General features: G+C 32.4%; 18 protein-coding genes, 7 tRNA genes and 1 pseudogene. 3 read left to right on the top strand and 23 right to left on the bottom strand.

All coding sequences use genetic code 11. The features are described from left to right. Positions 1-99: 99 nt before the first annotated feature. From clpP to BLV79_RS10680, 3 genes are all read right to left on the bottom strand, one after another. Positions 100-684, bottom strand: a complete 585-nt coding sequence (gene clpP, locus BLV79_RS10690; protein WP_022749510.1) for an ATP-dependent Clp endopeptidase proteolytic subunit ClpP — start codon at positions 682-684, stop codon at positions 100-102. A 78-nt stretch (positions 685-762) separates the two neighbouring features. Continuing rightward, positions 763-2,115 carry a trigger factor gene (tig, locus tag BLV79_RS10685; protein ID WP_074718837.1) on the bottom strand — a complete coding sequence of 451 codons (1,353 nt, stop codon included), beginning with the start codon at positions 2,113-2,115 and terminating at the stop codon, positions 763-765. A 188-nt stretch (positions 2,116-2,303) separates the two neighbouring features. Then, on the bottom strand, positions 2,304-2,858 hold the full coding sequence (locus BLV79_RS10680) for a DJ-1 family glyoxalase III (protein WP_074718835.1): 555 nt from the start codon (positions 2,856-2,858) through the stop codon (positions 2,304-2,306). A gap of 73 nt (positions 2,859-2,931) precedes the next feature. Between BLV79_RS10680 and BLV79_RS10675 the strand changes: the two genes are divergently transcribed. Beyond that, entirely contained in the window at positions 2,932-3,381 is a 450-nt protein-coding gene (locus tag BLV79_RS10675; protein ID WP_074718833.1) for a CYTH domain-containing protein, read from the top strand. Between the two features lie 756 nt (positions 3,382-4,137). Here the strand turns inward: BLV79_RS10675 and BLV79_RS13305 are convergent. Both BLV79_RS13305 and BLV79_RS10665 read right to left on the bottom strand, forming a co-directional pair. Further along, positions 4,138-4,368 (bottom strand): annotated as a pseudogene (locus BLV79_RS13305) (DUF1653 domain-containing protein); the annotation flags it as partial. 12 nt (positions 4,369-4,380) lie between these two features. Further along, positions 4,381-5,070, bottom strand: coding sequence for a hypothetical protein (locus tag BLV79_RS10665; RefSeq protein WP_074718829.1), 690 nt, complete (start codon positions 5,068-5,070; stop codon positions 4,381-4,383). Between the two features lie 119 nt (positions 5,071-5,189). Here BLV79_RS10665 and BLV79_RS10660 point away from each other — a divergent pair, with 119 nt between their 5' ends. Next, on the top strand, positions 5,190-5,480 hold the full coding sequence (locus BLV79_RS10660) for a hypothetical protein (protein WP_074718827.1): 291 nt from the start codon (positions 5,190-5,192) through the stop codon (positions 5,478-5,480). A gap of 55 nt (positions 5,481-5,535) precedes the next feature. Here BLV79_RS10660 and BLV79_RS10655 read toward each other — a convergent pair whose 3' ends face one another. The 11 genes from BLV79_RS10655 to BLV79_RS10600 form a co-directional block, all read right to left on the bottom strand. Further along, a complete protein-coding gene (locus BLV79_RS10655) occupies positions 5,536-6,384 on the bottom strand; it encodes a PRD domain-containing protein (protein WP_074718825.1) in 849 nt (282 codons plus the stop codon). 20 nt (positions 6,385-6,404) lie between these two features. Continuing rightward, positions 6,405-8,546, bottom strand: coding sequence for a PTS sugar transporter subunit IIABC (locus BLV79_RS10650; protein ID WP_074718823.1), 2,142 nt, complete (start codon positions 8,544-8,546; stop codon positions 6,405-6,407). A gap of 268 nt (positions 8,547-8,814) precedes the next feature. Next, positions 8,815-9,090 carry a cell division topological specificity factor MinE gene (gene minE / locus BLV79_RS10645; RefSeq protein ID WP_074718821.1) on the bottom strand — a complete coding sequence of 92 codons (276 nt, stop codon included), beginning with the start codon at positions 9,088-9,090 and terminating at the stop codon, positions 8,815-8,817. A gap of 16 nt (positions 9,091-9,106) precedes the next feature. Then, entirely contained in the window at positions 9,107-9,895 is a 789-nt protein-coding gene (gene minD / locus BLV79_RS10640) for a septum site-determining protein MinD (protein WP_074718819.1), read from the bottom strand. A gap of 68 nt (positions 9,896-9,963) precedes the next feature. Further along, complete coding sequence (gene minC, locus BLV79_RS10635; RefSeq protein ID WP_242871462.1) at positions 9,964-10,773, bottom strand: septum site-determining protein MinC; 810 nt, start codon at positions 10,771-10,773, stop codon at positions 9,964-9,966. 274 nt (positions 10,774-11,047) lie between these two features. Beyond that, a tRNA-Leu gene (locus tag BLV79_RS10625) sits at positions 11,048-11,127 on the bottom strand. 235 nt (positions 11,128-11,362) lie between these two features. Then, entirely contained in the window at positions 11,363-13,108 is a 1,746-nt protein-coding gene (locus BLV79_RS10620; protein ID WP_074718813.1) for a peptide ABC transporter substrate-binding protein, read from the bottom strand. Positions 13,109-13,227: 119 nt separating this feature from the next. Further along, positions 13,228-14,271, bottom strand: a complete 1,044-nt coding sequence (locus BLV79_RS10615; protein ID WP_074718811.1) for an ABC transporter ATP-binding protein — start codon at positions 14,269-14,271, stop codon at positions 13,228-13,230. Continuing rightward, the gene (locus BLV79_RS10610) at positions 14,261-15,277 is read right to left on the bottom strand and encodes an ABC transporter ATP-binding protein (RefSeq protein ID WP_074718809.1); all 1,017 of its coding nucleotides are present in this window, start codon (positions 15,275-15,277) and stop codon (positions 14,261-14,263) included. Before BLV79_RS10610 ends, BLV79_RS10615 begins: the two co-directional genes overlap by 11 nt. A 14-nt stretch (positions 15,278-15,291) precedes the next feature. Next, the gene (locus BLV79_RS10605; protein ID WP_074718807.1) at positions 15,292-16,371 is read right to left on the bottom strand and encodes an ABC transporter permease; all 1,080 of its coding nucleotides are present in this window, start codon (positions 16,369-16,371) and stop codon (positions 15,292-15,294) included. 47 nt (positions 16,372-16,418) lie between these two features. Beyond that, complete coding sequence (locus BLV79_RS10600) at positions 16,419-17,327, bottom strand: ABC transporter permease (protein ID WP_074718805.1); 909 nt, start codon at positions 17,325-17,327, stop codon at positions 16,419-16,421. Positions 17,328-18,057: 730 nt separating this feature from the next. Between BLV79_RS10600 and BLV79_RS10595 the strand changes: the two genes are divergently transcribed. Continuing rightward, the gene (locus BLV79_RS10595) at positions 18,058-18,783 is read left to right on the top strand and encodes a YARHG domain-containing protein (RefSeq protein WP_074718803.1); all 726 of its coding nucleotides are present in this window, start codon (positions 18,058-18,060) and stop codon (positions 18,781-18,783) included. A gap of 155 nt (positions 18,784-18,938) precedes the next feature. On the opposite strand, the gene BLV79_RS10590 is transcribed toward BLV79_RS10595, so the two are convergent. From BLV79_RS10590 to BLV79_RS10560, 7 genes are all read right to left on the bottom strand, one after another. Continuing rightward, positions 18,939-19,886: an N-acetyltransferase gene (locus BLV79_RS10590; protein ID WP_074718801.1), complete on the bottom strand. Its 948-nt coding sequence runs from the start codon at positions 19,884-19,886 to the stop codon at positions 18,939-18,941. A gap of 87 nt (positions 19,887-19,973) precedes the next feature. Continuing rightward, positions 19,974-20,046, bottom strand: a tRNA-Lys gene (locus BLV79_RS10585). Between the two features lie 6 nt (positions 20,047-20,052). Next, positions 20,053-20,124 (bottom strand) — tRNA-Gln (locus tag BLV79_RS10580). Between the two features lie 27 nt (positions 20,125-20,151). Continuing rightward, positions 20,152-20,227, bottom strand: a tRNA-His gene (locus BLV79_RS10575). Positions 20,228-20,246: 19 nt separating this feature from the next. Then, positions 20,247-20,320: transfer RNA gene (locus BLV79_RS10570), tRNA-Arg, on the bottom strand. Positions 20,321-20,339: 19 nt separating this feature from the next. Next, a tRNA-Gly gene (locus BLV79_RS10565) sits at positions 20,340-20,410 on the bottom strand. Positions 20,411-20,414: 4 nt separating this feature from the next. After that, positions 20,415-20,489 (bottom strand) — tRNA-Pro (locus BLV79_RS10560). Between the last annotated feature and the right edge of the window lie 75 nt (positions 20,490-20,564).

The raw sequence follows: 20,564 nt of genomic DNA, 5'->3' as shown, positions 1-20,564 counted from the left end.
ATATCTTCTTATAAATAAATTACTCATCATATAATAAACGTTTTGAGGGCATCCTAAAATTCAAAATTAGGGTACCCTCTCAAAATACAATATTGCTTATTATTTTCTAGTTGTAATTACCTCATCAACTAATCCATACTCTAATGCTTCCTGAGCAGTCATATAATGATCACGTTCTGTATCTGCTGCTACTTGTTCATATGGTTTTCCTGTGTTTTCAGCAAGAATCTCATTTAACTTTTTCTTAGTTTTGAGGATATTTTCTGCCGCAATCTCGATTTCTGTTGCTTGTCCCTTTGCTCCACCAGAAGGTTGGTGAATCATAATTTCTGCATTAGGAAGTGCAAATCTCTTTCCTTTAGCTCCACCTGCTAATAAAAATGCACCCATACTTGCAGCTAAACCAATACATATTGTTGATACATCACATTTAATATATTGCATTGTATCATAAATTGCCATTCCACTAGTTACCATACCACCAGGAGAGTTGATATACAAGTGAATATCTTTTCCTGGATCCTCTGATTCTAAGAATAATAATTGAGCCACTACCAAACTTGCTGTAGTTTCATTAACTTCTTCACCCAAGAAAATTATTCTATCTTTTAATAAACGAGAATAAATGTCGTAGTTTCTTTCGCCTCTACTTGTTTGTTCAATGACATAAGGTACTAAACTCATAAAATACCCCTCCTTTTTTATAGTCCAATAGACCGGTCCCTAAGAACCAGTCTATTGCTTAAGCTTTTATATGAAAGATTATTTAGATTCTTTTTCTGCTGCTGCAGCTGCTTCAGCTTCTTTTTCTTTTTTTGTTTTAGCTTTAGCTCTCTCTTTAATATTATCCATTACTAATTCAACAGCTTTCTGGATTTTAATCTGATTGCTCATAGATTTCTTGTCATCATCTGACATATACTCTTTGAGTTTATCGGCTTCCATATTGTACATTTTAGCTGTTTTTTCAATTTCTGCATTAATATCATCATCTGATACTTCAATGTTTTCTTCTTTAGCAATCTGCTCTAATACTAAGCTTCCCTGGATTCTAGATACAGCTTCTGGACGAACCTGTTCTTTTAATTTATCTAATGTCATACCTGAGAACTGTAAGTACTGATCCATTGATAATCCACTCTGCTGAATTCTCTGAGCAAATTCTTCAACCATTGTTTCACACTGTGTATCAACCATTGCTTCTGGTAATTCCATTTTTGATTTATCAATAATCTTTTTGATAGCTTCGTCTTCTTTTGTTTTTCTAGCTTCGCTATCTTTTTTCTCTTGTAAATTTTTCTTAATATCTTCTTTGTACTCATCAAGTGTATCAAATTCAGATACATCCTGAGCAAACTCATCATTTAATTCAGGAAGTTCTTTGGCTTTGATTCCTTTGATTGAAACTTTGAATAATGCTGGTTTACCAGCTAATTCTTCAGCTTGGTATTTTTCTGGGAATGTTACGTTAACTTCAACGTCATCTCCTACGTTTTTACCTACTAACTGATCTTCGAATGTATCGATGAACGAATGAGATCCGATTACTAATTCATAATCTGTTCCTTTTCCGCCTTCAAAAGCTTCGCCATCAACAAATCCTTCGAAATCGATAACTGCTGTATCATTTTCAGCGATTGCACGATCTGTAACATCTACAGTTCTTGCATTTTTATTTCTTTGGTTTTCAAGTTCTTCAGCAACTTCGTCGTCTGATACTGATGTATCAATCTTTGTTACTGTAACTCCCATATATTTTCCTAATGTAACTTCTGGTCTAACAGCCACTTCTGCTGTGAAGATAAATGGTTTACCCTGTTCCATTTGTTCTACATCAACAACTGGTCTAGATACGATATCTAATCCACTTTCTTTAACAGCTTCTGGATAATGATTCTGCATTAAGATATTTGAAGCATCTGCGAAGAATACTTCTTTACCATACATTCTCTCGATAACTTTTCTTGAAGCTTTACCTTTACGGAATCCTGGAATATTGATGCTATTCTTTTGTTTTTTATATACTGTATCTAATGCTTTCTCTAATTCTTCAGCTGAAACTTCAATAGTAAGTTTAGCCATGCTTTTTTCTAAATTTTCGACCTGTACACTCATTATTACTATTGTCCTCCTTAAATATATCATAGATCGATGCGGCATGCCGCTTCAACGCTCATTTCCTTCTGTTTAATACAGAAGTGTCTCTAAAGTGGTCACTTCAGTAAAATGGGCATACTGCGACCACTACAGTCATTTATGCATTATATCATAGGTATCTATAATTTGCAATTATGATTTTTTAATTATGCTGTTTGAAAAACAATACTTTCTGCTAGATTAATTGTTGTCTGTTCATCTGTGAAATATTTTGTAATTTCAAGTGCAAATTCAATTGCAGTTCCAACACCTCTACTTGTTATTATATTGCCATCAACAACAACATGATTTTCTAAGTAAACTGATTCTTGCATCTTTACATCAAAACCTGGATAAGATGTTGCTTTTTTGCCTTTTAATAAACCAAGTCCTGCTAAAACACTTGGCGCTGCACAAATTGCTGCAATCAATTTATTTTCATTATTAAATTTCTTTAATGTTTCTTGAACAAATTCATTTTTTTCTAAATTCTTTGTTCCTGGCATTCCTCCTGGTAAAACGACTCCATCAAATGAATTCATGTCGACTTCTGTTTTTAATTTATCAGCTTCAAACTTTATTCCATGAGAACCTTTTACCATTTTGCTATCACCTATAGATATCATTTCTACTTCTATAGATGCTCTTCTCAATAAATCTACAACTGTTAAACCCTCTATTTCTTCACATCCATCAGCCATAAAAATTCCAATTTTGCTCATAATTCTACCTTCTTTCTTTTAAAAATATGTTTTTTTTGCTAAAATTAGTATATAAAAACTAAAGGAGCATATCATGGAAATAGAAAAAAAATATTTATTAACTAAAATTCCTTTTGACTTATCTTCCTTCGAAAAAAAGGAAATATCTCAAGGATATTTATGTACCTCTCCTGTCGTTAGAATTCGCAAATCTAATGATAAATACACCTTAACATACAAAGGCGAAGGTTTGATGGCCAGAGAAGAATATAATCTTCCTCTAACAAAAGAATCGTATAATCAGCTTTCTTCGAAAATTGATGGTATTTTAATTGAAAAAACACGATACCTCATTCCCTTAGAAAATAATCTTACTGCTGAGCTTGATGTTTTCCACGGAAAACTTGATTCTTTAATGCTTGTCGAAGTTGAATTTGACTCAATTGAAGCTGCAAACGCCTTCGTACCACCTTCATGGTTTGGCGAAGATGTAACTTTTTCTAACAAATACCACAACAGTAATCTTAGCAAAAAACTTATTTAACTTATTATCTGCGAATACTACAAGCTTATACTTTTAAAATAAGCTGTAGTATTTGCTTTTTTTATATTTTTTAGCTACCCTATTAACTTTTTATCTTCTTATTACTCACTCTGCTTTTGCACAATATGCATTTTATCTTCTTAGTCTATTTGCAAATTCATACTTCTGACGTAATCTTAAAGCACTCTTTAAATCGTCATAACGTTGCCATAATGGTCCTTCTGGTATTACAACATCGATTGAAACTGCAATATCATCTACTAATTTATCTGTTATCTCATCTCTTAATGAAACAAGTATATTGTATCTTTCTTCATATGAATCTGAGTCTAAAAATTCAATAAGTTTAGGATTTACGCCTTCAGGAACAACGTAATCATCTTCAACAACTTCTTCTCTTCTCTTGCTGTAATCAAACATCGGAGATTTTCTTCTAGCCGTTTTTTCAATATTGTTTTTAAACTCATGTTCTTTGTTATCTGTTTCTCCAACGTTTGTAGAAACTTCAATCACTGATTTTTTGAATGATTGTGCTTTTTCATCATCAAAATCATCTACTACACTAGTTGTATTAATTGCAAACTTGGGTTCTTCGTTTTTATTAACCTCTTCAACTAGTTCTTTAATTGGAGTTTCTTTATTATTGTTTATATCCGCACCAACTGTAGCTGAAGCAACAATTACGTTTGGAATAGTTGTATTTTTGTTTTTCGAAAAATCTTCCTCAATAAATGATTTATTTCCAAACTCATCTACTTTTACTCTTGTAAATCTATATCTTTGTTTAACATCTGGATATTTTACAGAATCAACTTCACTCATAAACATTTCTAGCGGTCTTGCATATATTTTAAAATCTCCATATAAAGCTTGATAAATTACTAATTCTTCTCTTGTTTCTGAGTGTATTGCCACTCCTACTATCTGATACATTTTTCCTTTAAAATGATAGTATAACTCCCCATTTATAGGTTTTTGTCTATTCATATTGCCCTCCCTTTATTGTGTAACTAATTGAATAAATTGAAGTGCTTTATTTTCTGCATCTTCTTCTTTTTGGGTCTCATACATCTTAACAATTTCGCCCTTAATTGGACCTACAAACTCAACTCTATAAACTCTAGACACCAACTCCTGCTTCTCTCTTACAGAAAGTCCCTCTAAATCCGCTGTATCCTTATTATTGAGAAAATATGAAACTTCAAAATCTGATAAATCTTCTTTCAATAAGTTTTCATCTGTCAAATTAAGCAGATTCTCAACCTCGCTCTTTAACATAACACTATCATCTTTTCGTCTTCTATTATGCAAAAAATCATTATATTTAAAAGCTAACTCAATCATACTATGATATCTCGTATTATAATTTGCATCATTTTCATCTATCAATAGTTCATGATAATACTTATCTTCTAATGCTTTAAGCATTGTTATCAAATTAACATATTGATTATCTTTAACTGGACTCCATTCTTTTCTATTAGATAAAACCTGATCTAGCTGTCTTAAACCTTCAGCAATTTTTCTAAGGTTTATTTTGGCTTGGCTATAAGAAATAATTATTTTGTCCTTATTTTTTAGTGTCTTTTCGTAAGATTTAAGCCACGATTTAACAACTGCTTTGTCACATTTGCAACTATACATGGCCTTTTTCATTTTTTTAATTTCTTTATCGTATTGTGTTCTCATTGCCCTCACCTTTTTCGTCATACTATTGTCATTTTATCACATAATAGATATATGTGTCACGTTTTTTGAAAAAATATGATATAATACTTTAATAAATTGGTGTATTGGAGGTGTTTATTATGCTTTCTTATGATGATGCGCTTAATCTTAATTATTATAAAAAAACAACCTTCACTGGTTGGATGCAAAATATGCGCTTTAAAATTGCAAAAGAAACCAACGAAAACGATGAAGATGTCTTTCATGCATGGATTTGGCAAGGTCCTTACATATTTGCACTTGCCCCAAAAGACTCTTTTTTAGAGCATTTTGAGCCTTTTAACGAAGATGGAAGACGTGCTACTGTAGATTGGATTAATACTGAATTTGAAAAGAATCCACTTTTTTACGATAAAAAAATATGTAGATAACAATAAATAACCCCATATGTAGATTATATTTTCTACTATGGGGAATTTAGAAAAATTATTCGTTTTCTTGTTTAATATCACATTTCACGCGTTCTAAATGCATTGCAAGATAACCTATTTCAACCTCATCTAATTTTTTTCCAAGACTGTTTCCTAATTTTTCACAAATAACAGTTGCTATGGAAAATGAATCCGGATAGGTGTTTGCAATATAATCGTTCATATTAAGTTTAACCGGCTCCTCGTTTAATGCCCTAGCTACCATATACCTTATATGATTCATCATTCTATTATAAGATAATGATTCGACCTTTATAGTTGTATGTGTCTCTTTCTCAATTAATGAAACACATTGTCTTACAGCACTTGCAATCTGCATCGACTGTGATACATCTTCGCCTTGAATTGCCGAATGCACATGAAGTGCAATATAACCCACCTCGTCATCATCTATTTGTACATCTAGCTTTTCTTTTATTAGCGTCCTTGCTACTTCTGCTACTTTGTACTCTAGATAAAACAACACTCTTATATCATCGGTTAATGGATTGCTAATTTGCTCATTATTTTTCATTCGTCTAACAGCATATTCTATATGATCTGCCATAGGAAAAACAATATTGTTATCAACGTTTTGAAACTTTTTTTCGGCTTCTTTCAACACTTCTCCCGCTATTTCAAAATATATTGGGGATATTGCTTTAATCATTTCTTTTGCTCTACCCCTTTTTGATGTTTTTTCTAAGGAATAGACTCTGTCTGTTGAACTTAATTCAAATTGTTGCGCTACTTTTTTTCCAAAGCCAATTCCTTTACCTAGCACTAAATATTCATTTATTTTTCCATCTTCCTTGGTAACTGCAATCACAGCATTATGGTTTAATACTTTTTCTATCCTAAACATAATGATACTCCATTTTCCTATTATCTGTAAAAATATATATCAAATAAAGGTTCTAAAGCTTTAACTTTTCCAGATGCAAGTAGCTTAATATCCATATTATCTGATGCATCTGTACAAATTATAGGTGACGAAATCGTTTCCGTATGATTTTTTAAATAATCTAAATCTAAGTGCATTATTGCGTCACCTTTTTTTACTTTTTGGCCAACATCGACAAGTATTTCTATACCTTTTCCATCCAATTTCATTGTATCTATTCCCACATGAATTAATAAACTGATTCCTTGATCAGTTAGAAATCCAATCGCATGATTTGTATCAAAAATAAATCCAACTAATCCATCATCAGGGGCGTATACATATTCATCTTTTGGAGTTACTAATGCCCCTTCTCCCATCATTCCTTGCGCAAAGGCCTCATCATGACACTTTGACAATTCTAAAGCCTCACCTTCCATTGGGCTAAGAATTGTCACTACCTTTGATGGTTTTTTATTACATCTTTTCTTACTTTTTTCATGTATTTCTTCATCAATCCCAGTGGTATTTATTTCAACATTTGGACATCTTTCCAAATATTCTTCAATATCTGATTTTATAACTGTAACTCTTGGTCCATAAATAATTTGTACACTTTTTCCCTTAAGGACCACACCGGTTGCACCAGTTCCTTTTAATAGATTTTTATTTAATAATTCTTTCTTTACAAGATTTACACGTAGCCTTGTTGCACAGCAATCTAAATCTGTTATATTCTTTTTTCCACCTAATGCCGCTACAATTTCTTTCGTTTGCGTTACTTCAAATATTCTTACATCATCTGATTTATCTATAATCTCTGACGAATCAACTTTCATTTTTTTGTCTTCGCGACCCATAGTTTTTATGTCAAATTTTAATATAACAAATTTAAAAATTCTATTGTACAAAATAAAATATATTATTCCTACCGGTATAACAAGAATCCAATTTGTCCTTGAATTACCTGGCAGAATGCCAAACAATATAAAATCTATCGCTCCCGCAGAAAATGTAAAACATATCGTTATGTGCAACAACTGTGCAACTACATATGCACTTCCTGCAAGAAGAACATGAATTCCAAATAAGACTGGAGCAACAAACAAAAAGGCAAATTCTATTGGCTCAGTTATCCCTGTCAAAATTGACGCAAGAGCCGCTGATACCATAATTCCAGCTACCTTTTCTTTGTTTTCTTTTTTAGCGCATTGATAAATCGCCAAAGCCGCTCCTGGCAATCCAAACATCATAAAAATGTATTCTCCACTAAAAAATCTAGTCGCATCCATACTAAATTTGCTTACATGATTTAAATCTGACAATTGTGCAAAAAAGATATTTTGTGCTCCTGAAATCATCTTATTTCCAACTTTAACCGTTCCCCCAAGCGGAGTCTGCCAAAACGGAATGTAGAAAACATGATGCAACCCTAACGGAATTAACAATCTTTTGATTATACCAAACAATAATGTCCCTAAGTAACTGCTCTTTGTTATTATGTAACCCAAACTGAGTATACACGATTGGACAATTGGCCATACATAAAACATAATAACGCCCACAAAAAAATACGTTATTATTGATATTATAGGTACAAAACGTGCTCCACCAAAAAAAGAAATTGCATTAGGTAATTTAATTCTATAGAACTTATTATGCAAAGCCGCCACACCTAGTCCTACAATTATTCCACCTAACACTCCTGTTTGCAATGTCACAATACCGCAAACATTATCCACAGCTCCACTTGATAGTGCTGACGTTGGCGTGTTATTCTTGTCAACATAATTAAATAATCTAAGCAAAGAACTTATAGTACTATTCATAACAAAATACGATATCATAGCAGATAGTGCCGCTACTTCTTTTTGTTTTTTTGCCATTCCACCAGCTACACCCACTGCAAAAATAATTGGTATATTACTAAAAATTATTTTTGAAACATTTTTAAATGTAAAAAAAACTCCATATAAAAAATGTCCTTTTCCAAGTATTCCCTGTAAATTATACAGATCAATTGTTGATTGATTAGTAAACGAACTACCTATTCCTAGCAAAAATCCAACAATAGGTAAAATTGCAATCGGAACCATAAAACTCCGACCAATTCTTTGAAATATTTCATATATCTTGTCTTTCATTTTCCTTTTATTCCAACTCTTAATTATAGTACAAAAATAGCATCCGCTGATATTAGCCCCCTCTAATCTAACAACAAATGCCTAATCACGTCCTTATTATATAAACTTTTTTTATTATAGCATCATTTTTTTACACGGTCAATCACGTTATTGCTTGTTTTTTATGCTTTTTTTGCCACTTTCCTTTCAAAAAATTGCGACACTTTACACAATAATATAAAAACCATTTCTGCTACGTCTCATCAACATACGCAAAAATGGTTTTTTTTTATCTACTTGAATGTCTCATATCTCTTATTGGAATATTAGCATATAATGCTGGAACTCTTCCGTTTCTATTTTCTGATTCTGTCTCTGTTATTTGAATATCCAACCCTTCTGGATCGATTTCCATATATTTTGATATCACCTTAATAATGTCGTCGCGAAGAAGTTTCATAGTATCCGGTGAACAATTGGCACGATCCGAAACCAATACAAATTTCAAACGATCTTTTGCTACATTTCCTGAGCTCTTTTTCTTAAAAAGATCTGCTAAAGCCATAATAGCCACCTCCTAATTATTTATGAAATAAACCTTTTAACTTACCAAACACTCCTTTTGATTCTGACAAATCAAGGAATGGTACTTCTTCCCCTAGAATTCTTCTACAAATATTCGAATAAGCCTGTCCCGCTAAGCAATCCGAGCCAACAAGAGGTTCACCTTGATTAGTTGAAATAACGATATTCTCATCATCCGGAACAGCTCCAATTAATGGTATTGCTAAAATCTCACAAACATCATCAACAGACATCATATCGCCTCTAGAAACCATATCCATTCTTACTCTATTTACAACCAATTGTGATTGTTTAATTTCATTGGCTTCTAATAAACCTATAATTCTATCAGCATCCCTAATTGCTGACACCTCTGGTGTAGTAACTACCAATGCTCTATCTGCACCTGCAATTGCATTCATAAAGCCCTGTTCTATACCTGCTGGGCAATCTAACAATACATAATCAAATTCTTCTTTTAGCTCGTCTGTAAGCTTTTTCATCTGTTCTGGTGCTACAGATGTTTTATCTCTTGTCTGTGCAGAAGGTAATAAGAATAACTCTGGATGTTTCTTATCTTTAATTAAAGCTTGTTTTACTTTACAATTACCTTCTACTACATCAACTAAATTGTATACTATTCTATTTTCTAGTCCCATAACTACGTCTAAGTTACGTAATCCTATATCTGTATCTATTAAAACAACTTTTTTATTAAGTTGTGCTAAACCTGTACCTACGTTTGCTGTAGTTGTTGTCTTACCTACTCCACCTTTTCCTGAAGTAATAACGATAACCTCGCCCATGCGAATTCCCTCCTAAATCGTGTTGTTATTTAAACATATAACTTCTAAGTATTAATACTCTTTAAACATTAATCACTTAATAATGATTTGATAACATCCCTTGAAATTGATTCAATGTAGATGTTGCCATTTTTTGCAAAAGCAATCTGTGGATCATATGGTATTTCTTTTTGTTTTTTTCTAGGTCGTCCTCTTCTACGTGGTTTCTGTTCATCTGGACTCTTAGCTAAAATGTTGCTTATCTGTACTTGTAATGGCTGCATGTTCAATGCTACAATAACACACTCATCATCTCCACCAGCACCAGCAAATGCTACACCCTTTAGAGCACCTAATATAACAATATTTCCATATGAAATAACTTTTGCCCCTGGATTTACATCACCAATTATAACAACTCCGCTTTGACTCTCGAGAACCTGTCCTGAGCGTAATGTTCCTCTGTAAAAGCCTTCTGCCCTTTCTATTTGATTCAATTCACCTTCTGATTCACTTTGTGAAACTTTTGAAATAACCCCTTTATCAGCCTGTAATCTAGTTGCTAAACGCTTCGATTGTTTTCCATTTAATTGCGTACTAGCTTGTCCAATTGCCTCTTCTACGTGCTGTCTATACAGAGCTTCTTTAGATTCATCACGATCTACAACGCATACCACGTTAATCGCAGATGTTTTTTTAATGACTTCTAAAATCTGATTTTCTTCCTTCTGCGTAAGTTTTCTTCCTTCAAATTCAAGTGCCATGCTGGCATTTTGGAAAAACTTAGCAGCTTCCTCAAATTTTACCTGTACATCTTTTAAAAGCTCCTCAAAAGCCACATGTTCATCTAATACAAGGTTGATACCATATCTGTTACTCTTAATTTTTACTGTCTGCAATCTAGTATCCTCCATGCTATTTTTTTGTCTACGTAATAACATACATATTCTAAAACATGCTTTGAGACATTTAAAACATATATATTTATATTATCATATATTGGAAAAAAATCAAAATTTTTTATAAAAAATATAATTTTTTTATAAATTATACCGATAGGAGCTTCCATTGAAAAACATCCTCTTTTTAAATACATTTTTAGATCCTGAATAGATTTATGTAAATAAAAAAAGCGCAAACCTGAGATATACTCAACTTCACACTTCTTAATAATGCGGGTGACAGGACTTGAACCTGCACGGTCTCCCACCAGAACCTAAATCTGGCGCGTCTGCCAATTCCGCCACACCCGCAGACATTTAATTGTCATCGCCAAGCGACTATTAGAGTATACTATAGTTTTTTATAAAATGCAAGTGTTTTTTTATTTTTTATATATTCTTATCTTTCCGTATATACTTTTATATATTCATTCTTACTTTATAAAATAAAAAAAGGCCATGTACGCTTGCGCTTCAATGCATACATGGTCTCTTCTAAATATATATATTAAACTTCGAACTTTTTGATTTTTAAAACACTACCATATTATTTCTTTGTAGCATACATGAAATATTTCATACCAAATACTGTAGAATAAACACCTGATACGTTTGTTTTCTGCATGTAAATATCATTGTAGTAGTAAATTGGAATTACTGCATTAGTATCCATTAACATTTTTTCTGCTTTATGTAATAATTTAGCACGTTTACCAAAATCTTTTTCATTATGCGCTTTATCGATAAGCTCATCATATTCTTTCCAATCTGGAGCTGCTTTAGAATCTGTCTTTCCTAACTGAGCATCATTGTTACCAGATTTAGATGTGAAGATTTCTAACATGTTGATTGGATCATTATAATCTGCAACCCATCCTTCTCTTGCAAATGTAAACTTACCATCTTTACGATCTTGTACAAATACGTTCCAATCTTCTGATTTGATATTTAATTCAATACCAAGTCTTGCTAAATCCTGTTGCATACATTCAGCAATTTGTTTATGTCCGCCACCTTCATTTACAAGATACTGTAATGAAATTGCTGGTGTAACTGAATATTTATCTTCACCTTGTTTTTTGAATTTATATCCACACTGTTCTAATAATTTCTTAGCTTCTTTAACTCCATACTGACCTGTTTTGTCTAAGTCATAGAACGAATCTTTACTTGTTTTAAATTTCTTTCCATTACCATCTGTCATACCATATGGTACAAATGAATCTGCTTCTTTTTGACCTGTCTGACCAACTGAATCAACAATGTACTGTCTATCAATTAAAAGTGAGATAGCTTTTCTAAATTTAGCAGCTTTTTCAGGTGACATATCTTTAAAGAGATCAGCACCTACATTAAAGCAAGCATAATATGTTCCTAATTGATCTGCAACATGGAATTCACAACTATCTTTTACAGTTTTGATTTCTGCTGTTGGAACGTCGTCGATAAAGTCAACGTTTCCACTGTTATAAGCTGTATATGTAGCAGTTGTATCTGCACTTAACATAAAGCTTAATTTTTTAATTTTTACATTTTTTGCATCATAATAATTTGGGTTTTTAACGTATTCCATGCTTTCATTGTGTTTCCACTCTTTAAGAGTATATGCACCATTACTTACAAATCCTGGTTCTTGAGCCCACTTACCTGGTTCTGTTCCACCTGCTGCTTCTACACCTTTTTGATAAACTGGTAAGAATGTAGGGAATGCTAATAAATCGTTAAAATATGGACATGGATTAACTAATTTAATTGTAAGTTCATAATCATTATCTGCTGTAACATCTAATGTTCCATCATCTTTTTTAGCGACTACATCAAATAAGTATGCATAATCAGCTGCTGTGTCTTTGTTTACAACTCTATTCCAGCTATATACAAAGTCATTTGCTGTTAAATCTTCACCATTGCTCCATTTAGTTTTATTTAATTTAACCTTATATGTCAAACCATCCTTAGATACTTCTGGCATACCTTTAGCAATTGCAGGAACTAATTTTTGGTTTTTATCGTATGTATAAAGACCTACAAATGAGTTTACTGCTAAACATGCTCCATCAACTGTACTATTTAATGCTGGATCAAGGTGAGCTGGTTCTGAAGCAAGGTTAACAAACAATGTATCTTTCTCTTTATTTGTTTTAGTTGTTTTGCCTGTATCTTTTCCTGTTACGTTTGAGTTTGAGCTAGTACTTGAATCTGATCCACTTTTACTTCTAGCTCTAGAGCCACATCCGCAAAGACTAAATGCCATTGCAGCAACGAGTAGTAATGATACTATTCTTTTTTTCATAATAAAATCCTCCTATTTTTTTTATATTTTAACCCCTATTATGGGTGGGTTAACAAAATCATATAACTCTTCCTGTTGCTACCCTTTTAAATAGGTAGCAACATAATATTCTAAAAAAATTATTTATTCCAACATGCTACCATGTGACCATTTCCTCTATCTGTTAAAATTGGTCTTTCGATAGCGCATTTTTCTGTTGCATATCTACATCTTGTTCTAAATGGACAACCTGTAGGCATTCTTAATGGGCTTGGTACATCACCCTCTAAAACAATTCTCTTGCTCTTTCTTGCAGTTTCTGGATCTGGAATTGGAACCGCTGATAATAAGCTTAAAGTATATGGATGAATTGGATTTTCATTTAATTCATCAGCATCTGCAATTTCCATTATTTTTCCTAAGTACATAACTGCAATTCTATCTGAAATATGACGAACTACTAATAAATCATGTGCAATAAATAAATATGCTACACCTAATTTTTCTTGTAATTCTTCAAACATATTAATTACCTGAGCTTGAATAGATACATCAAGTGCCGATACGGCCTCATCACAAACAATAAACTTTGGATTAACTGCAAGTGCACGTGCAATACCAATTCTTTGTCTTTGTCCACCTGAGAACTCATGCGCATAACGCATAGCGTGCTCAGCATTAAGACCTACGATTTCCATAAGTTCGAGAATTCTGTCTCTTCTCTCTTGCTTTGTTGCATACATTTTATGAACGTCTAGTGGTTCACCAATAATATCTTCGACAGTCATTCTAGGATTTAATGAAGAATATGGATCTTGGAAAACCATCTGCATTTCTTTTCTATAAGGCAACATCTTATGATTGATTTTTTCACCTAAAATAGGTTTACCATTTGCATCAACGATTATTTTTCCGTTTTCGTCATACTGTTCACCAGTATCAAAAATAACTTCACCATTAAATGTAATCTTACCTGCTGTTGGCTCATATAATCTTAACAATGTACGTCCAACTGTTGTTTTACCACAACCAGACTCACCTACTAATCCTAATGTTTCACCTGGCTTAATTGCAAAAGAAACATCATCCACAGCCTTAAGCATTGTTTTCTTAAAACCTTTTTTCACAGGAAAATATTGTTTTAAATGTTCGACCTTTAAAATATATTCGTCATTATTGCTCATTTGTTACGTCCTCCTGTGCTTCGTACATTTTCTTAATATTCATCCAACAACTTGCATAATGTCCTTCGCCGATTTTCAATTCATCTGGTTTTTCTTTAAGACATATCTTCATTGCCTCATCACATCTTGGACAAAATGCGCAACCTTCTGGCATATTCAATAAGTTAATTGGTGTACCTCCAATTGGTACTAACTTTTCATTCATATTTTCTACTCTTGGAATTGATCTTAATAAACCTTTTGTATATTCATGGCTTGGATTATAGAAGATATCATCAGCTGTTCCTCTTTCACACACTCTTCCACCATACATAACCATGATTTCATCACACATAGAAGCAATAACACCTAAATCATGAGTTACCATTATAATAGCCATTCCCATTTCATCTTGAAGTTTCTTCATTAATTCAAGAATCTGCGCCTGAATGGTAACATCAAGTGCTGTCGTAGGTTCATCCGCAATAAGGATGTCTGGTTCACAACAAAGAGCCATAGCTATCATTACACGTTGTCTCATACCACCAGATAACTCATGTGGATATTGTTTCATTCTTGACACTGGCTCATTTACACCAACCAAAGTAAGCATTTCAATTGCTCTTTTTGTAGCCTCATCTTTTGTTTTATCTGTATGTAATAAAATTGCTTCCTCTAACTGATATCCAATTGTAAAAACAGGATTTAAACTTGTCATAGGATCTTGGAAAATTATAGAGATTTTTTCACCTCTAAATTTTTGCATTTTATCCTCTGGCCATTTCGTTATATCTTCACCTTTATATAAAACTTCTCCACTAGTAATTTTTCCAGCTTCAGCTAAAATTCTTAAAATTGAATATGATGTAACTGATTTTCCTGAACCAGACTCACCTACAATACCAAGTGTTTTACCTGGCTGAAGGTTAAATGAAACACCATTTACAGCACATACTTCACCTGCGTCTGTAAAAAAACTAGTGTGAAGATCCTTTACTTCTAAAATATTTTTATTTTCCATACTCATTCTTCCTAATCTCCTTAATTCAATTTTGAATCAAATGCATCACGTAATCCATCACCGATTAAGTTAAGCGCTAATACAATTAAACAAATCACAACAGCAGGAACAACTAATCTTTCAGGATAAGACATAATTGATGAACGTGCATCATTTGCTAGATTTCCAAGTGAAGGCAACGGAGCCGCAATACCTAAACCTAAGAAACTTAAATAACTTTCTGTGAAAATAGCACTTGGAACCTGTAATGCTGTTGTAATAATAATAACTGATAAGCAGTTAGGCAAAATGTGTTTTCTTAAAATTCTTGAGTTTTTAGTGCCAATACATCTCGCAGCTAAAACATATTCATTATTTTTAATTGCAAGAATCTGACCTCTTATTAATCTTGCCATACCAACCCAATATAATAGAGCAAAAACTAAAAACATTGAAATCATATTAGTTCCTAATTTAGCTAAAATAGTTCCTGCCAACATTGGCTCTAATCTCTGAGTAAGTACTACAGATAAAAGAATAATGATAAGCATATCTGGTAGAGAATAAATAATATCTACAATTCTCATCATAACCAAATCAATTGTTCCACCAAAATATCCCGCAATTGCTCCATATATAAGACCAATTATCAATACCATGAATGCCGAAACAAAACCAACTGCAAGCGAAACTCTTGTACCATAAATAACTCTGATAAAATAGTCACGTCCCAAATTATCTGTACCACAAATATGTGGGAATAAATCTTTACCAGTTTTATCCATATATTGCATTTCTCTTTCTGAGTATTCAAATGGTGCAAGATTTGTAGCTGTACCATCTCTACGACCATTTACAGTTGTAAAATCTGAGTATTTATATGGGCAAATCATTGGCGCAACAAAAATAGTAACAATCAATAAAAGTAATACAATAATACTTCCCATAGCAAGTGGATTCTTTCTAAGTCTCTTCATTCCATCTTTAAAGAATGTAGTAGACTCACCCATTACATCTTGCTGTTTCTTTTCCTCATCAGTTGCCTTTTTAAAGCTGTCTGCATTAAATTTACTTAAATCTATTTGTGAAGATAAGAACTGTCTTTTCTTAAACTGTTCCATAATAATCTGTACCTATCCTTTCTAAATTCGGTAATTTACACCAAAGTTTAATTAAACTCAATTCTTGGATCAACCATTTTATAAACAATATCTGTGATTAAGTTAGCTACAACCATCAATATTGCCAAGAATATTGTAATAGCCATAATCATAGTGTAATCCTGGTTGACAATTGCTGTAACAAACGCTGTTCCTAAACCACCGATTGTAAAAATATTTTCTACAACCATTGATCCTGTTAAAATATATGCAACCATAGGTCCAACATATGTAATAACTGGGATTAATGCATTCTTTAAGGCATGTACATAAATTATTTTGTTTTTTCTAACACCCTTTGCTTTTGCTGTTCTGATGAAGTCTTGTCCTAAAACATCTAACATACTTGTTTTTGTTAAACGTGTAATGTATGCCATTGGATAAACACATAAAGCAATTATTGGTAATACATAATTAGGTGAATCTTTTGACCATGCAGGTATAAGATTTAATTCCTGACAGAAGAACCATAACAACAATGTTGCTAAGACGAACGATGGCATTGCCGTACCCAACGTCGTAAAGAACACTATCAGCCTGTCTGGTAATTTATTTCTATTTAATGCTGCTATACTTCCCAAAACAATTCCAGCTATAATCGCAATTATCGCTGCGCATGCACCTAGTACAGCAGATATTTTAAATTTCTGCATAAGATCTGGAGCAATCTCTCTTCCTGTTTTTAATGAAACTCCTAAATCACCCTTGCAAAACTTAGCCATATACTTTCCATACTGAACAAGTATCGGTTTATCAAGATCGTATCTTTCTTCTAACTTTTTTAAAGTTGCAGGATCTGTTGCCTTTTCCTTGTTGAATGGACCGCCTGGAACCATCTCCATTGCAAAAAAAGTAATTGCACTAACAATAGCAATGGAAACTATCGCAAGTAATACTCTTTTCAAAGTATAAATCATTAATATATTCACTCCTATTCCTAATATATATTGAAATGTTTATCGATGCTTTAAGAAAATAAATTATTGATTACAAATATATAAAAAATGCACAGGTCCACAATGTGTACCCGTGTACGTCTTTGTACCAATTTTATTAATTTAAAACTATCATTCTCTGAAGTTATTATACTATGATTATTCATTTTGTCAACATTTTAAAGCACTAAAAATTAGTCAGAAAAAGGCGAAAAAAGCTTGAAAAATTGCGCTTTTTTCATTTTGTTTCCCTTATTGTATTTCAAGATTATTGTATACAAGTGTAAATAACGTTTATTTTAAGGCTTTTTTAAGATTTCCATAATTATTCTTTTATTTTCACTGAACATAATATAATTTAAAGTTTCCTAAAATTAAATTTAGATTTTTTTGTTTTTTCTCACGTACAATCGTCTTTCACCGGCGAACAATTTTTGTTATTATAATTTTTAATTAATATAATGCCTCTTTATATTAGTTATAATTATAATTCACACTACGATGGAAACTGTTTTTTACAAATAAACATTTAGTATCTTTATTATCAAAATATGATATTATTATTATGAAAGTTATCTTGCAACAAATAAACAATATGTATTTTTTTAGAATGCAGCTATAATTTTTCTATAAGATATACAATTTACTTTTTTCAATTTGATTTTAACAAACAACTTTATAACATTTATTTAATAAAGAGGAGGAAATAAAAATGCAGTCAAAAAAACATCTTTGTATTTGTACCATTCTATGTATTACATTAGTATCAATCTTAGGTTGTTCTTCAAATAATGGAACAACTGAAAAAAATAACACATCAAAACATTATTCCACGCAAAAATCAAATAAGAATAACACTTCTACGCAAAATTCATTCAAAAAGGACTCTTCAAAAAATGATGATTCAAGTCCTGCAACATTAACAGAAAAATCAACAGAAGGCAACAAAGCAACTAACAAAAACTCAAATTCCATTTCTTCAAAGTTTACAATAGATCTAAAAAAATTCAAAAAATACGACATAAATAATCCAAATATTGATGAAAATGAAAATCTTTTTAAAGAACAAAGTATTCTCAGAAATGCTTTTGCAACAGAAGATTCCTATAACAAAGTCATGACCGATTTTTGTGAGAAAGAACTCTTAATAACTGATATTGGACCTATAATCACACCTATTTTTGACACTGATGAAAGATTATATAAAGCTGAAGATTTTAAAGGCGCTTCAAAAACTGTTTTAAAGATATTAAGAAATGAAATCTTTGCCAGACATGGATATATTTTTGATGATCAAAAACTATTCAACTATTTTATTACAAGACTTTGGTACGTTCCAACAACGCCAAGTAAAGACTTTAAAGAATCATCGTTAAATACTTACGAAAAACAAAATATAAAACTAATTACAGAACTTGAAAAAAAAGCCACTAATTAATCTTTTTAACCTATTTAAGGTTACTATATTTAATTAAAAAATGCCCATGAAGCCAACTTAATAATAAATACAGGCTTCACGGGCATTAAATAATTATATATTACTTAATATTGAACATTTCAACATAATCGATTACTTATACCTATTTGATACTGTTATCTTCCTATAAATCTTCTAATAACGCACATTATTAACCCTACAACTGATATCTTTGTTATATTATCAGAATTCACTCCATAGCACTTTATAAATAGGACGACACCATCTTTTATACTTTTAACGTTCATATTTGCAGATTGGTCTAGTAGAACGCTCTTATCAACAATAAATGAAGATGTAAAAGCCATTAAAATAAATACTATAAATACAAAAACACCACGTCCTACATCTAATCTAACAACTCTTCCATTGTTTGCAAATCTTGGTCTTGATAAAATCCAATTAAATTCAATAAGACAAAATACTAAAAACAAACCACAAGCTGATAGGAATGCAACTGAACTCTTATTATTTGGATCTAATGGATCACCAAAATATGTAATCTTACCAACCGCTACATAACTAAACAATATACATACTCCAACAAGTGCAGCCGCAGATAATAATTGAAGCACTCTACAAACAAGCTTTAATCCAACATTTGCCGTTTTACCAGCATTCTCTTCTAATGATTTCAAGCCAAATCCTCTATTATTGTCTGAATTATCATCATTTGATCCATTTCCAAATTTTCTTTTATGTCTTGTAACATACTTAGTTTTCTTTTTGTTTTTTGTGGTATTCTTATTAGTTATCTTAGCATTATTAGAAGCACCATTATTCAATGCCTGTGCTGCTAATACATCCTGCATTTCAGGATGTGCTTCAAACCATCTCTTTGCATAATTGTTATCTAATAAAACTTCAATTCTCTGAGATCTAAAATGTCTTACCGCTTTTCTCATTAATGTATCAATATAGTCTTTTCCATTCTTTTCTTTTGCACTATAAACTTTATTGATCTTACAAACATTACTCTTTACTCTTGGAAATTCAATTCCCGCTATTATTTGTCCATCTTCATCTTGTAAAACAATCTTACTGTTATAAATTGTACAATCCATCATTATTCACCTTACTTTTGCCTTTCATCATGAGTCATCTGTTTTCAAGTAAAAAAAAAGTCACACCCTACAGCGTGACTCGACAAATGAGACATCGGGGATTCGAACCCCGGACAACTTGATTAAAAGTCAAGTGCTCTACCAACTGAGCTAATATCCCATATAACAGGGCTAGCTGGATTCGAACCAGCGAATGCAGGAATCAAAATCCTGTGCCTTACCGCTTGGCGATAGCCCTTTATTTAATGTTACATTCCTGTAACTAAGGTGGGAAGTGGGGTTCGAACCCACGACCTTCGGAACCACAATCCGACGCGCTAACCAGCTGTGCTATACCCACCATGATAACTATGTATCAAATGTGCTCGAAGGGATTCGAACCCCCGACCCACGGCTTAGAAGGCCGTTGCTCTATCCAGCTGAGCTACGAACACATAACTATTTCTATAGTTAAGCGGGTGATGGGAATCGAACCCACGTATCCAGCTTGGAAGGCTGGTGTTCTACCATTGAACTACACCCGCAGAATCGGGGTGACAGGATTCGAACCTGCGACCTCCTGGTCCCAAACCAGGCGCTCTAGCCAAGCTGAGCCACACCCCGTAAGTGTTATCTTTAAGTTTTCGTTTTGTGCCCATCGCCGTGGCACATGTAGTATAATATCACTTACCACACTTA

It is taken from the genome of Lachnobacterium bovis DSM 14045 (assembly GCF_900107245.1).
Lineage (GTDB): Bacteria > Bacillota > Clostridia > Lachnospirales > Lachnospiraceae > Roseburia > Roseburia bovis.
The sequence above is the reverse complement of the archived record's forward strand: the minus strand, read 5'-3'. Positions and strand labels throughout refer to the sequence as shown.